The sequence below is a fragment of the Streptomyces flavovariabilis genome (assembly GCF_000725785.1).
Classification (GTDB): Bacteria; Actinomycetota; Actinomycetes; order Streptomycetales; family Streptomycetaceae; genus Streptomyces; species Streptomyces hawaiiensis.
On sequence record NZ_JNXD01000010.1, the window covers coordinates 40,205 to 53,680 of the forward strand.

A 13,476-nucleotide genomic window follows, 5' to 3' on the forward strand; every position below is an offset into this window, starting at 1 on the left:
CTTTGTCGGAAGCTACGAGAGCGCCTCGCCCGTCTCCACCTGCGGCTACGCCGGATCCTCGTAGGGCAGCAGCTCCGGCCGCTTCGGGGGCAGGCCGTCCCCCGAGGAGCGGCCCGTCAGACGGCGGGCGATCCAGGGCAGCAGGTGCTGCCGGGCGAAGCGCGCGTCGGCCACGCGCCGCATGACCCAGCCCGGCGGCAGCGTCGCCGGCATCGGCGTGTGCCAGTCGGCGTCCTCCGGGTCGTAGCCGAGCTGCTGCCACACCGCTTCCGCGACCCGGCGGTGGCCCTCGGCCGTCAGATGCAGCCGGTCCACGTCCCACAGCCGCGGGTCGCTGAGGGAGGGCGCGCCGTACAGGTCGACGGCGATCGCGCCGTGCCGGGCGGCCAGCTCGTCGACGCAGGCGAACAGTTCCTCCATGCGCGGCCGGAACCGCTCCAGGACGGGGCCCTGCCGGCCCGGGCTGCGCATCAGGACGAGCTGCCGGCACGCGGGGGCCAGCTTCTCCACGGCCTCCTCCAGGAGCCCGCGCACCCGGCCCATGTCGCACGTGGGCCGCAGCGTGTCGTTGAGCCCGCCGACGAGGGTGATCACGTCGGCGCCCATGGCCGCCGCGACGTCGACCTGCTCGTCGACGATCTGCCGGATCAGTTTGCCGCGGACCGCGAGGTTGGCGTACCGGAAGCCGGGCGTGCGGGCCGCCATCCGCGCGGCGAGCAGGTCGGCCCAGCCCCGGTACGTGCCGTCGGGCATCAGGTCCGACATGCCCTCGGTGAAGGAGTCGCCGACCGCGACCAGGCTGCTGTAGGTGGGGTTCGTCTGCATGGCGACGGAAATGGTATCCCGTTCACATACCCATCAGTCGGTCGGCCTCCGGCCCGGCACCTCCAGGACGCCGGGCGCCTCCTCAGGCGCGCTGACCGAACAGCTCCCGCAGCACGTCCTCCATGGTCACCAGCCCGGCGAGCCGCCCGTCCGTCCCGAGGACGGCCGCGAGGTGCGTACGGCTGCCCCGCATTGCCGTGAGGACGTCGTCCAGCGGCGTGTGTTCCCGCACGCGGGCGATGGGGCGCATGTCCCGCAGCCGGAACGGTGTGTCCCGCCCGACGGCGTCCAGAGCGTCCTTCACATGCAGGTAGCCGACGATCCGCCGCCCCTCGTCCACCACCGGGAAGCGGGAGAACCCCGACTCCGCCGACAGCCGCTCCAGCCCCTCCGGAGTGACACCCATGCTCGCGTGCACCACGCCTTCCACCGGCAGCACCACGTCCCGCACCGGGCGGCGGCCCAGCTCCAGCGCGTCGCGCAGCCGCTCCTGGGCACGGTCGTCGATCAGGCCGGCCTCGCCGGAGTCCTTCACGATCTGTGCGATCTCCGCGTCCGAGTAGGAGGCGGCTACCTCCTCCCGGGCCTCCACACGCAGCAGCTTCAGCAGCGCGTTGGCGAACGCGTTCACCGTGAAGATCACCGGGCGCAGCGCCCGGGACAGCGCCACCAGGGGCGGTCCGAGCGCCAGCGCGCTGCGCACCGGCTCGGCGAGCGCGATGTTCTTCGGCACCATCTCGCCGAGCAGCATGTGCAGATAGGTCGCGAGGGACAGTGCGATCACGAAGGACACCGCGTGCCCGGCGCCCTCGGGCACGCCCACCGCGTGGAACGCCGGCTCCAGCAGATGCGCGATCGCCGGCTCGGCCACCACGCCCAGCACCAGCGTGCACAGCGTGATGCCGAGCTGGGCGGCCGCCATCAGCGCGGACACGTGTTCCAGGCCCCACAGCACGCTCTTCGCGCGCCGGTCGCCCCGGTCGGCGTAGGGCTCGATCTGGCTGCGGCGCACCGAGATCAGCGCGAACTCGGCGCCGACGAAGAAGGCGTTGACGACGAGCGTCGCCAGTCCGATCAGCAACTGGACGGCGGTCACAGCTCCACCCCCTTCTCGTCGGGCTTCCGGTCGTCGAGGGGGGCGCGCAGCCGCACGCGGGCCGCCCGGCGCCCCGTCGCGTCCAGGACCTCCAGGTGCCAGCCGGCGATCTCGAGGGTGTCACCGGCGGCCGGTATCCGGCCGAGCACCGTCGCCACCAGCCCGGCGAGCGTCTCGTAGGGCCCCTCCGGCGCGCGCAGCCCGACGCGTTCCAGGTGGTCCACGCGCGCGGAGCCGTCGGCCGAGTACAGCGCGTGCCCGGTCTCGTCCGTGCCGGCCGCGGCCAGATCCGGGGCCTCGTGCGGGTCGTGCTCGTCGCGCACCTCGCCGACGACCTCCTCGACGATGTCCTCCAGCGTGGCCACTCCCGCCGTGCCGCCGTACTCGTCGATCACGACGGCCATCGTGCGCTTGCCGGAGAGCCGGTCCAGGAGCCGGTCGACGGTGAGCGACTCCGGGACCAGCAGCGGCTCGCGCATCAGCTCGGAGACGTAGATCCGGGTGCGGCGCTCGGCCGGTACGGCCAGCACGTCCTTGACGTGGGCCGTTCCGACGACCGAATCGAGGGTCCCGCGGTAGACGGGGAACCGGGAGAGGCCGGTCGCCCGGGTCGCGTTCGCGACGTCCTCCAGGGTCGCCTGCACCTCCAGCGCGACGACCTGCACGCGGGGCGTCATCACGTTCTCCGCGGTCAGGTCGGCGAGGTTCAGCGTGCGCACGAACAGCTCGGCGGTGTCGGGCTCCAGGGCGCCCTGCCTCGCGGAGTGCCGGGCGAGGGCCGCCAGCTCCTGCGGCCCGCGTGCCGAGGCGAGCTCCTCGGCGGGCTCCACACCGATCCGCCGCACGACCCGGTTCGCCGTGTTGTTGAGATGCCTGATGAAGGGCCGGAACGCGGCACTGAACCAGCGCTGCGCGTTGCCCACGGTCTTGGCGACGGCCAGCGGGGAGGAGATCGCCCAGTTCTTGGGCACCAGCTCGCCGACGACCATGAGGAACACCGTCGACGCGGCCGTACCGAGCACCAGCGCGACGCTGCGCGACGCCGAGCGCGAGACTCCGAGGTCCTCCAACGGCCCGGCGATCAGGGCGGCGATCGACGGCTCGGCGAGCATGCCGACCACCAGGTTCGTGACGGTGATGCCGAGCTGCGCACCGGAGAGCTGGAACGTCAGACTCCGTACGGCCTTCAGTGCGCCCTGCGCTCCCCGCTCGCCGCGCTCGGCGGCCCGCTCCAGTTCGCCGCGCTCGACCGTGGTGAGGGAGAACTCGGCCGCCACGAAGGCGCCGCAGGCGAGCGAGAGCAGGATCGCCGTCAGGAGGAGGAGCACTTCGGTCATCGGTTCACCCCCGTTCCATGGTTCTCCAGGACGGGGCGGAACGCGCGGTGTCGCGCACGGGGAGGCTCGCCCATGGGCGGACGCTCACAACCTTTCATCAGAACCGAGTGGCCATTCAAGAGTAAAGGATGGGCAAAGTCCTGTACTGGGCCGCGATCACCGAGCCGGGGCCACGCCTAGTCGGTGAGCGGCTTCACCCAGCGCCGCCACTGCTCCTCGGGCCCGTAGCCCGCGGCGCCCCACGCCCGGTGCGCGGTCTCGTTGCGCGTGAGGACCATCGCGTCCGCGCGGCGACCGCCGAGCCGTACGAACCGCTCCTCCGCGGCGGCGAGCAGCGCGGAGGCGATGCCCTGGCGGCGGAGGTCCGGGTGCACGGCGAGCCGGTACAGATGGCAGCGCCAGCCGTCGAACCCGGCGATCACCGTGCCGGCCAGTCCGCCGCTGTGCTGTTCGGCCAGGATCAGCGCCTCGGGGTCGCGCGCGACCAGCCGCTCCACACCACCGCGGTCGTCACTGATGCTCGTGCCCTCGGCGGCCACCTTCCAGAAGGCCAGCACGGCGTCGAGGTCCTCGGGCGTCGCGGCCCGGATACGCAAGTCGGTCATCCCAAGATCACATCACCCGCGCCGACGCGCGTCAGACCGTTTCACCATCCGGACGTCACTCGTGCGCGATGGCCGCCAGGACGTTCATCCGGGATGCGCGCAACGCCGGCAGCAGCGCCGCCACGACTCCGACCACCGCCGAGCCGACCACCACCAGCACGATCGTGACCCACGGGATCGCCAGGGCCGTCATGCCCTGGAGCGCCAGTACCTGCTGCATGCACACGCCCCACACCAGCCCCAGCACGAGCCCGAGGACCGCCCCGAACACCGCGATCACCACCGACTCCAGCCGGATCATCCGCCGCAGCTGGCGCCGGGCCAGCCCGATCGCCCGCAACAGGCCGATCTCCCGGGTGCGTTCGACGACCGACAGCGCGAGGGTGTTGACCACGCCGAGCACGGCGATGATGATCGCCAGCCCGAGCAGCGCGTACACGAGGTACAGCAGGACGGCGATCTGGTCGTGGACCAGCTGCTTGTAGTCGGCCAGGTCCCGCACCTGTACCTGCGGATACGGATCCAGGGTCTCCTCCAGGTGCGCGCGCAGGTCGTCGTCGCCGGTGCCGCCCGCGGCGTTGACGTACAGCGCGGAGTCCTGCCCGCCCGGCGCGTACCGTTCCAGGGTCCCCAGCCCGAAGAACAGCCCGCCCTGGGTGCCGAACCCCTCGGCGGAGTCCTGGTCGGTGAGCGCGCCGACCGTCAGCTCGGCCGAGCGTCCGCCCGGGAACTCCACCGGCAGGGTGCCGCCCACCCGCACGCCGTGGTCGCGGGCGAAGTCCCGGTCCATGGCCAGGTTCCCGCCGGCCAGCGCGGCCGCGGAGTCCCCTTGCGTGTAGGTGATGTTGGCGACCTCGTCGAGGCGCGGACCGTAGCCCGCGGCGGTGGTCTCCACGCGGTCGCCGTCCGGGAGCCGCACCGCGACCGGCGTGAACCGCCCGCGCACCACCAGGCCCACGCCGTCGGTGCCGCGCACCTTGTCGGTGACCTCCGGCGGGAACGGCTGGAAGTTGCTGTTCTGGATCACGAAGTCGGCGCCCAGCGTCTTGTCGATCTGCCGGTCGAACGACGCGGTCATCGACTCGCTCGCCACCGACATCCCGCCCACCAGGGCGATCCCCACCATCAGGGCAGCCGCGGTGGCCCCGGTACGGCGCGGATTGCGCAGGGCGTTGCGCTGGCTCATCCGGCCGATCGTCCCGAACAGCGCGGGGAAGGCCCCGCCGAGCACCCGGATCACCGGGCGCACCAGCAGCGGCCCGGCGATCACGGTGGCGATCAGGGTGAGCACCACACCGAGCCCCAGCAGGGACGCCGCCGACGACGTCTGCCCCGACACCGCGCAGCCCGCGAGCGCCGCCGCACCGGCCGCGCCGGCGATCCCGCCCGCCACCGCGCGCACCCGCAGCGGCCGGCCCACCCCGGCGACCTCGGCGTCCGAGAGCGCGGCCATCGGCGACACGCCCGCGGCCCGCCGCGCCGGGAGGTAGGCGGCGACGAAGGTGACACCGAGCCCGACGACGTACGCCGCCACCGGTGTCACCCAGCCGATCTCCATCTCGTCGGCGTCGATGTTCATCCCGAGCAGGCCCATCAGCTCGATCAGCCCGGCCGCGAGCCCGATGCCCGCGGCGAGCCCCAGCGTGGAGCCGACCAGCCCGAGCAGCAGGGCCTCGGTGAGCACCGAGTTCCGGACCTGGCGCCGGTCGGCACCCAGCGCCCGCAGCAGGCCCAGCTCGCGGGTGCGCTGGGCGATGAGCATGGAGAAGGTGTTGACGATCAGGAACACGCCGACCAGTACGGCGATCCCGGCGAAGCCGAGCATCACGTACTTGATGACGTCGAGGAACCCGCCCAGCTGCTCGACATCGGACTCGGCCTGTTCGTCGGCCGTCCTGAGGTCGTAGGTGTGCGCGCCGAGCGCGCCGGCCACGTGCCGTTTGAGCTGATCGTCGCTGACGCCCTCCGCCGCGTCGACCGAGATGCCGGTGGCCGCCCCCGGCCGGCCCAGCAGCTTCGTCTGCGCGGTGGGGGTGTCGAAGTAGAGCAGCGCGGAGCCGGGGTTCGTGGTCGTGAACGTGACGATGCCGACCACCCGGACCCGGAACGACCCGGGGGGCGCGATGACGGTGAGGGTGTCGCCGATGTGCACGTTCTTGCGGCCGGCGGTCTCGGAGTCGAGCAGCGCCTGGGCAGGACCGCGCGGGGCGTGGCCCGAGGTGAGCTTCACGGGGCTGCGCTCGTTCGGGGCCCAGGCGTTGCCGAGCGTCGGCGCCCCGGTGGTCGGGCCGACCGGCTCGTTCTTCTCGTCGACGACCGTGAGGCCGTTCACCTTCACGTCGGCGCGGGCCGCCGCGACTCCGTCGACCTGCCGGAGGCGTGCGGCGAGCGCGGCCGGCAGGGTGGCGGTCCGGCCGGAGGGCACCGCCTCGTCGAGGTCCTCCTTCGGGCTGACCGTGACATCGGCCGCGGTGGAGGCGAACAGCCGGTCGAACGTGCGGCTGACGGTGTCCGAGAAGATCAGGCTCCCCGTGACGAACGCGACGGACAGCAGGACGGCGAGCGCGGAGAGCAGCAGCCGCCCCTTGTGCGCCAGGAAGCTCCGCAGGGTCGCCTTGAGCACGGGCTCAGTTCTCCTCGGGTGACACCGGGGCGCCGGCGTCCTCGTAGCGGGTGCGGATCACGTCGAACCTCTTCATCCGCTCCAGGACCGCCTCCGCCGTGGGGCGCCGCATCTCGTCGACGATCCGGCCGTCCCCGAGGAAGAGCACCAGGTCCGAGTGGGCGGCCGCGCCCGGGTCGTGGGTGACCATGACGACGGTCTGCCCCAGCTGGTCCACCGCCTCGCGCAGGAAGCCGAGCACCTCCAGGCCGGCGCGCGAGTCGAGGTTGCCGGTCGGCTCGTCCGCGAAGATCAGCTCGGGCCGGGAGGCCAGGGCCCGCGCGCACGCCACGCGCTGCTGCTGTCCGCCGGAGAGCTGCGACGGCCGGTGACTGAGCCGGTCCCGCAGCCCCAGGGTGTCGATCACCCGGTCCAGCCACGTCCCGTCGGGCTTCCGGCCCGCGATGTCCATGGGCAGGGTGATGTTCTCCAGCGCGTTGAGGGTCGGGATGAGGTTGAACGACTGGAACATGAACCCGATCCGGTCCCGGCGCAGCCGCGTCAGCTCGCGTTCCCTCAGCCCCGTGATCTCCGTGTCGCCGAGCCACACCTGTCCGGCCGAGACGGTGTCGAGCCCCGCCAGACAGTGCATGAGCGTGGACTTCCCGGAGCCCGACGGGCCCATCACGGCGGTGAACCGGCCCCGGACGACGTCCACGTCCACCGAGTCGAGCGCGAGCACGGCCGTCTCGCCCGAGCCGTACGCCTTGGTCAGAGAGCGGGCGCGGGCCGCGATCCCGTCGGCCGGCGCGAGGCCGGGAGTGTGCTCCGCAGCAGGTGTGGACAAGGCCGCCTCCTCGGGGTGGACGTCTGGACCTCCTGGCCCTGCCCGAGGGTAATGTGACCCGGCCCACACTCGGTATCCTCCGCGGGTCGGACACCGCCGCCGGCTTCAGGAAGCAGTACGAGTCCGTCTCGGCCGAGGGGTGCGGCGCAGACCGTGAGCACGCGCGAAGGGCGCCACTGAACCGTTGGACGACCTCGAGCGGGTCCGCGATCCCGCCCGGCTGGTCAGGGGCGGCGAGGCGTCCGTACGGGGCAACGGGCGGGAGCCGCGCCGGTGGAGCCCGCGATCACCCGCTGACCGGGCGCCACGCCGTCCCGAGCACGCAGTACGAGGCGGGCAGTCTCGGTCCCTCCGCCGGCATCAGCACCTGCCGGTAGGGGCCGAGCTCGAACCCGGCGCTCCGCAGCGCCCGCACCGGCTCCCGCGCCACATGGCAGCCCCCGCTCAGCAGCGGCCACACCGTCCGGTCCAGCGCCTGCTGCGTGAAGGTCATCGCCCGCCCACCGCCCCGGCCGTGCTCGAAGAACCGCACCTCGCCGCCCGGGCGCAGCGCCCGCCGCAGTTCCCCGAGCGCCCGGGGCACGTCCCGCACACTGCACAGCACCAGTGACACCACGGCCGCGTCGAAGCCCTCGCTCTTGACCGGCAGCGCCTCGGCCGCACCCGGAACGACGTCCACCGGCACCTCGGCGCGCAGCGCGGCCTCCACGGCCAGGTGCCGCAGCCGCCGCTCCGGCTCGATGGCGACGACCTCCGCGACGGTGCCCGGATAGTGCGCGAAGTTCAGCCCGTTGCCCGCGCCGATCTCGATCACCCGCCCGGACAGCCCGCCGAGCAGCCTCTCGCGTATCCGGCCCATGCCCATCCGGGTCTCGGCGGCCACACTGGCCCGGGCGTAGCAGCGGGCGAACAGCGGATGGTGCACGGCGTCCCGTGGCACCTTGCCGGGGCGAAGCGGCATGAGGACCTCCCAGACGAGGCTGGCCTTACCGCGATTCTCCCCGCAACGGGCCCCGCGCACCCCTACCGCCTACCGCAGGCGTACGCGGCCCAATACCGGAAGGTGGTCGCTCCTGGTCGCCTCCAGGGCCGTCACCTCCGTCACCTGGGCCCCTCTGGCCAGCACCTGGTCGATCCTCGCCACCGGCAGGCCGGCCGGCCAGCTGAACGCGAACCTTCTGGGCGGGGCGTGCAGTCGGGAGGTGAGCGGGCCGAGGCCACGGTCCTGCACCGTGCCGTTCAGATCGCCCACCACCAGGAGCCGGCCGGCCGGGTCGGCGGCGATCCTGGTCCCGAGCAGGGCCGCGCTCTCGTCACGGGCCGCCGAGGTGAGGCCCGTCGGGCCCAGGCGCACGGACGGCAGATGGACCACGTACACCGCGACCCTGCCGCCGGGTGCGGACACCGTCGCCCGCAGACCGCGTCGCCAGCTCTCCGGGAAGCCCTCGGGCCGGATGTCCACGGGCCGCACGTCCGACAGCGGATACGCCGACCAGAGCCCGACCGTCCCGTGGACCGCCCGATGCGGATGAGAGGCGCCCAGGACACCCTGGTACGCGGGCCGCGCCGCGGGCGTCAGTTCCTCCACGGCGATCAGGCCGGCGCGGGCGGCGAGCAGTGCCCGCGCCGTGCCGGCGGGGTCGGCGTTGTCGTCGGCCACGTTGTGCTGGACGACGGTCAGGTCGTACGAGCCCGGGGGCGCGGAGAACCACATTCCGCCGAACATCCAGAGCCAGACGAGGGCGGGTGCCGGACAGGCGAGCAGCCCCGGCACCGACCGTTTGAGCGCGGCGAGGCAGGCCAGGAGCGGCACCGCCAAGCCCAGCCACGGCAGGAACGTCTCCAGCAGGCTTCCCAGCCGCCCGACCCCGTTGGGCACGGCGGAGTGCAGCGCCGACAGACCGGCGACACCGGCCGCGCCGCCGACGAGCCAGGCGTCCCACGACGTCCTGCCGTGGCCGGCCACGCTAGGCGAGTTCCGTCGCCAGCAGTGCGGCCGTCCGGGCCACCAGCGGGTTGTCGGCCGGGGCGTCCTCCTCCGGCTGGGTGGTCAGGACCGACATCACGATCGGCGGGCCGTCCGGCGGCCAGGTGACGCCCACGTCGTTGTTGCCGCCGTACCGCCCGCCCCCCGTCTTGTCGGCGATCAGCCAGTCGGCCGGCAGGGCCTTGCGGAACTTCTCCCCGCTCGTGGTGTTGCGCAGCAGCCAGTCGGTGAGCCGGGCCCTGTCCCGGGGCTGCAGCGCGTCGCCGAGCACGAGACGGGCGTACGTCAGGCCGATGGCACGCGGGGAGGTCGTGTCGGTCACGCGCCACGGCTCCGCGGAGTTGAGTTCGGGCTCCCAGCGGTCCAGACGGGTGACGCGGTCACCGGCCGAACGGGCGAAGCGCGTGATCGCGGTCGGTCCGCCCAGCTCCTCGAGCAGCAGGTTGCCCGCGGTGTTGTCGCTGAAGCGGATGGTGGCGTCGCACAGTTCGCCGACGGTCATGCCGGTCGCGACATGGTCCTCGGTGATGGGGGAGTAGCCCGACTTCGTGACGTACTCCTGGGTGTAGTGGACGCGCCGGGCCAGGAACTCGCCGTCCCGGTCGAGGTCGCGCAGGACGGCCGCGGCGGCGAGCGTCTTGAACACCGAGGCCATCGGGAAGCGTTCATCGGCCCGGTAGGCCACCGTCCGGCCCGTTCGCATGTTGCGCGCGTACACGCCGAGCCGGGCGGTGTGCTCCCGCTCGATCTCTCTCAGCCGCGCGGTGACGCCGCCCGTGCCGGGCGACGCGTGGGCCGTGCCGCCGCCCAGCGGGAGAGCGGCGGCAGCGCCCAGCGCGAGGACCGTACGGCGTGCCGGGAGTAGGTGCTTCGCGTACAAGGTGGTCCCTTCGGAAGTGATCACGTACGTAGGTCAACACGCGATCACTTGCGCGCTGGTTTCACAGCGCGCCCCGGGAACTCAGGTCGCCGGGGGCGCCTCCCGCACCCGGAACGCCTCCGCGTCCCACGTGCCGTCCAGGGGCGGAGCCAGCCAGTGCGGAGCCGACGACCGGAACGCGGCGGGGGAGAGGGCCCCCGACCCGGCGGGAACCGCCCCCAGCAGCGGTGCCGCGGCCACCTCCGGCAGGTCCGCGAGATTGCAGCGCGCGGCGAGATCCGGTGCGGCGGGCCAGCTCCCGATCACGACCCCGGCCAGGTCCAGCCCCCGCGACCGCAGTTCACGCGCCGTCAGCTCCGTCGAGTTCAGGGTGCCGAGCCCCGCCGGCGCCACGACCAGCACCGGCGCCGACAGCAACCCGGCCGCGTCCGCCAGGGTGCCGCCGACGGCGTCGAACCGGACGAGCAGTCCGCCCGCTCCCTCCACCAGCACCAGGTCGTGCTCGGTGGCCAGCTTGGCGGCGGCCTCCGCGACCTCGTGCGGATGGACCGGGGCGAGACCGGCCCGGCGGGCGGCCGTGGCCGGGGCCAACGGCTCCGGATAGCGGGCCGGTTCGGCTGTTGTCAACGGGCCCGCGAGGCGCGCCACCTCGGCGGCGTCCCCGGGCTCGTCCGGACGTACGCCCGTCTGCGCGGCCTTCAGCACGGCCACCGAACGGCCGGCGGCCAGTGCCGTCGCGGCGACGGCGGCGGTCACGACCGTCTTGCCGACCTCCGTGCCCGTGCCCGTGATCACCAGTACCGGCATGTCATCCCTCCCGCGCCGCCGCGCACACGGCCCGGGCGATCCGCGTCAGGTCCGCGTCGCCCGTGACGTACGGCGGCATGGTGTAGATCAGATCGTGGAACGGCCGCAGCCACACGCCCTCGCGCACGGCCGCCTCCGTCGCCGCCTTCATGTCCACGGCGTGATCCAGCTGCACGACGCCGATGGCGCCCAGCACCCGCACGTCCCTCACGCCCGGCAGGCCGGAGGCGGCCGAGAGCCCGTCCCGCAGCCCCGCCTCGATCCGCTTGACCTCCGCGAGCCAGTCCTGCCCGAGCAGCAGCTCGACCGAGGCGCAGGCCACCGCCGCCGCCAGCGGATTGCCCATGAACGTCGGGCCGTGCGCGAGCACCGGCACCTCGCCCCGCGAGATGCCGTCGGCCACCCGCGCGGTGCACAACGTCGCCGCCATCGTCATGTAGCCGCCGGTCAGTGCCTTGCCCACGCACATCACGTCCGGCGTCACGGCCGCGTGCCCCGCCGCGAACATCGCGCCCGTACGGCCGAATCCGGTGGCGATCTCGTCGAACACCAGCAGCACGTCGTGTGCGTCGCACGCCTCGCGCAGCACCCGCAGATACGCGGGGGAGTGGAACCGCATCCCGCCCGCGCCCTGCACCACCGGCTCGACGATCACCGCCGCCAGCTCGTCGGCGTGCCGCTCGATCAGCGACCGCAGTTGCTCGGCGTACGCCTCCTCGTACTCCGCGGGGGGCGGGCCGGCGAACACCTGACGCTGGAGCACCCCGGTCCACAACTCGTGCATCCCGCCCTCGGGATCGCACACCGACATCGGCTGCCAGGTGTCGCCGTGGTAGCCGCCGCGCCAGGTCAGCAGCCGCTGCTTGCCGGGGCGGCCCAGGGAACGCCAGTACTGCAGGCACATCTTGACCGCGACCTCGACCGACACCGACCCCGAGTCGGCGAGGAAGACATGCTCCAGCCCCTCGGGCGACATGTCGACAAGGAGCTTCGCCAGCCGTACGGCGGGCTCATGCGTGAGGCCCCCGAACATCACATGGCTCATCCGCCCCAACTGCTCGCGCGCGGCCTCGTTGAGCACCGGGTGGTTGTAGCCGTGGATCGCCGACCACCAGGACGACATCCCGTCGACCAGCTCTCCCGAGCCGTCGGCGAGCCGCAGCCGCACCCCGCTCGCCGACTCCACGACGAGCGGTTCCTGCCGCCCGGGCATGGGGCCGTACGGGTGCCACACGTGCCGCCGGTCGAGCTCCAGCAGCTCGGCGACGGTCGGCTCAGGCATTGGGCGCGAGGTCCGTCCCGGCGCCCCGGCGGCGCACGGCGACCAGGTCGGTCCGGGGTTCGTCGGTCCGGGAAGGCGCTGCCGTCCCGGCGGAACCGCAGGCCCCGCCGCTCTCCTGCGAGCCGCACCCGCCACCCTCGCCGCAACCCCCGGACGCCCGGTGCTCCGGCAGCGTCACCTGGTCGGTGCCCTCCACCTCGAACCCGGCGTCCGCGATCATCTCCAGGTCGGCCTTGCCGGCCTGGCCCTCGCTGGTGAGGTAGTCGCCGAGGAAGATCGAGTTGGCCAGGTGCAGGGCGAGCGGCTGCATCGTGCGCAGATGGACCTCGCGCCCGCCGGCGATCCGCACCTCGACGTCGGGGCAGACGAACCGCGTCATCGCCAGGATCCTGAGGCACCGCTGCGGGGTCAGGTTCCACTCCTTGCCGAGCGGGGTGCCCTCGAACGGGATCAGGAAGTTGACCGGCACCGAGTCCGGGTCCAGCTCACGGAGCGAGAAGACGACGTCCACCAGGTCCTCGTCCGTCTCGCCCATGCCGGCGATCAGCCCGGAACAGGCGGACAGACCGGCCGCGTGCGCCTTCTGCACGGTGTCGACGCGGTCCTCGTACGTGTGCGTGGTGGTGATCTCCCCGTACGTCGCCTCGGACGTGTTGAGGTTGTGGTTGTAGGCGTCGGCGCCGGCCTCGCGCAGCCGCTCCGCCTGTCCGTCGGAGAGCAGACCGAGGCAGGCGCACACCTCGACGCCCTCGTTGTTGTCCTTGATCGTCCTGATGGTCTCGGAGACCCGGTCCACGTCCCGGTCGGTCGGGCCGCGCCCGCTGGCCACCAGGCACACCCGCTTGGCCCCTCCGGCCACACCCGCCGCCGCCGCGTCGGACGCCTGGCCGGGCTTCAGCCAGGTGTACTTCAGGATCCCGGCCGTCGAGCCGAGCCGCTGCGAACAGTACGAGCAGTCCTCGGGGCACAGGCCGGACTTGAGATTGACGAGATAGTTCAGTTTCACCCGCCGGCCGAACCAGTGCCGCCGCACCTTTCCGGCCGCGGTCACCACATCGAGCAGGTCGTCGTCGGACGTCGCGAGGACGGCCAGTGCCTCGTCGCGGGTCGGCAGCTCGCGCCGAAGCCCCTTGTCCACCAGCGTGTTCAGCAGGTCCATGAAAGCCGATCCTGTCCTAAGGAGGCGGCCGGGGCCAAGGAGAGTTCGC

Annotated in this window: 12 protein-coding genes; all 12 read right to left on the bottom strand. The window is 73.1% G+C overall.

The window, feature by feature from the left end; genetic code table 11:
* Nucleotides 1–45: 45 nt before the first annotated feature.
* Nucleotides 46–825 carry an SGNH/GDSL hydrolase family protein gene (locus IO24_RS0118390; protein ID WP_031137030.1) on the bottom strand — a complete coding sequence of 260 codons (780 nt, stop codon included), beginning with the start codon at nucleotides 823–825 and terminating at the stop codon, nucleotides 46–48.
* Between the two features lie 82 nt (nucleotides 826–907).
* A complete protein-coding gene (locus IO24_RS0118395; RefSeq protein WP_031137032.1) occupies nucleotides 908–1,921 on the bottom strand; it encodes a hemolysin family protein in 1,014 nt (337 codons plus the stop codon).
* The gene (locus IO24_RS0118400) at nucleotides 1,918–3,258 is read right to left on the bottom strand and encodes a hemolysin family protein (RefSeq protein ID WP_031137033.1); all 1,341 of its coding nucleotides are present in this window, start codon (nucleotides 3,256–3,258) and stop codon (nucleotides 1,918–1,920) included. The genes IO24_RS0118395 and IO24_RS0118400 overlap by 4 nt, the downstream gene beginning before the upstream one ends.
* Before the next feature lie 176 nt (nucleotides 3,259–3,434).
* On the bottom strand, nucleotides 3,435–3,863 hold the full coding sequence (locus IO24_RS0118405) for a GNAT family N-acetyltransferase (RefSeq protein WP_031137034.1): 429 nt from the start codon (nucleotides 3,861–3,863) through the stop codon (nucleotides 3,435–3,437).
* A 55-nt stretch (nucleotides 3,864–3,918) separates the two neighbouring features.
* Nucleotides 3,919–6,486 (bottom strand): ABC transporter permease, encoded by a 2,568-nt coding sequence (locus IO24_RS0118410; protein WP_031137036.1) that lies wholly within the window; start codon nucleotides 6,484–6,486, stop codon nucleotides 3,919–3,921.
* A 4-nt stretch (nucleotides 6,487–6,490) separates the two neighbouring features.
* Nucleotides 6,491–7,312 (bottom strand): ABC transporter ATP-binding protein, encoded by an 822-nt coding sequence (locus IO24_RS0118415; RefSeq protein ID WP_031137038.1) that lies wholly within the window; start codon nucleotides 7,310–7,312, stop codon nucleotides 6,491–6,493.
* A 286-nt stretch (nucleotides 7,313–7,598) separates the two neighbouring features.
* Complete coding sequence (locus tag IO24_RS0118420; RefSeq protein WP_031137039.1) at nucleotides 7,599–8,273, bottom strand: class I SAM-dependent methyltransferase; 675 nt, start codon at nucleotides 8,271–8,273, stop codon at nucleotides 7,599–7,601.
* A gap of 69 nt (nucleotides 8,274–8,342) precedes the next feature.
* Nucleotides 8,343–9,278, bottom strand: a complete 936-nt coding sequence (locus tag IO24_RS0118425) for an endonuclease/exonuclease/phosphatase family protein (RefSeq protein ID WP_031137041.1) — start codon at nucleotides 9,276–9,278, stop codon at nucleotides 8,343–8,345.
* A 1-nt stretch (nucleotide 9,279) separates the two neighbouring features.
* Nucleotides 9,280–10,203 (bottom strand): class A beta-lactamase, encoded by a 924-nt coding sequence (bla, locus tag IO24_RS0118430; RefSeq protein ID WP_031137043.1) that lies wholly within the window; start codon nucleotides 10,201–10,203, stop codon nucleotides 9,280–9,282.
* A 57-nt stretch (nucleotides 10,204–10,260) separates the two neighbouring features.
* Nucleotides 10,261–10,986 carry a dethiobiotin synthase gene (gene bioD / locus IO24_RS0118435; RefSeq protein ID WP_031137044.1) on the bottom strand — a complete coding sequence of 242 codons (726 nt, stop codon included), beginning with the start codon at nucleotides 10,984–10,986 and terminating at the stop codon, nucleotides 10,261–10,263.
* A 1-nt stretch (nucleotide 10,987) separates the two neighbouring features.
* Nucleotides 10,988–12,268: an adenosylmethionine--8-amino-7-oxononanoate transaminase gene (locus tag IO24_RS0118440; protein ID WP_031137045.1), complete on the bottom strand. Its 1,281-nt coding sequence runs from the start codon at nucleotides 12,266–12,268 to the stop codon at nucleotides 10,988–10,990.
* The gene (gene bioB / locus IO24_RS0118445) at nucleotides 12,261–13,427 is read right to left on the bottom strand and encodes a biotin synthase BioB (protein ID WP_031137047.1); all 1,167 of its coding nucleotides are present in this window, start codon (nucleotides 13,425–13,427) and stop codon (nucleotides 12,261–12,263) included. The genes IO24_RS0118440 and bioB overlap by 8 nt, the downstream gene beginning before the upstream one ends.
* Nucleotides 13,428–13,476: the final 49 nt, after the last annotated feature.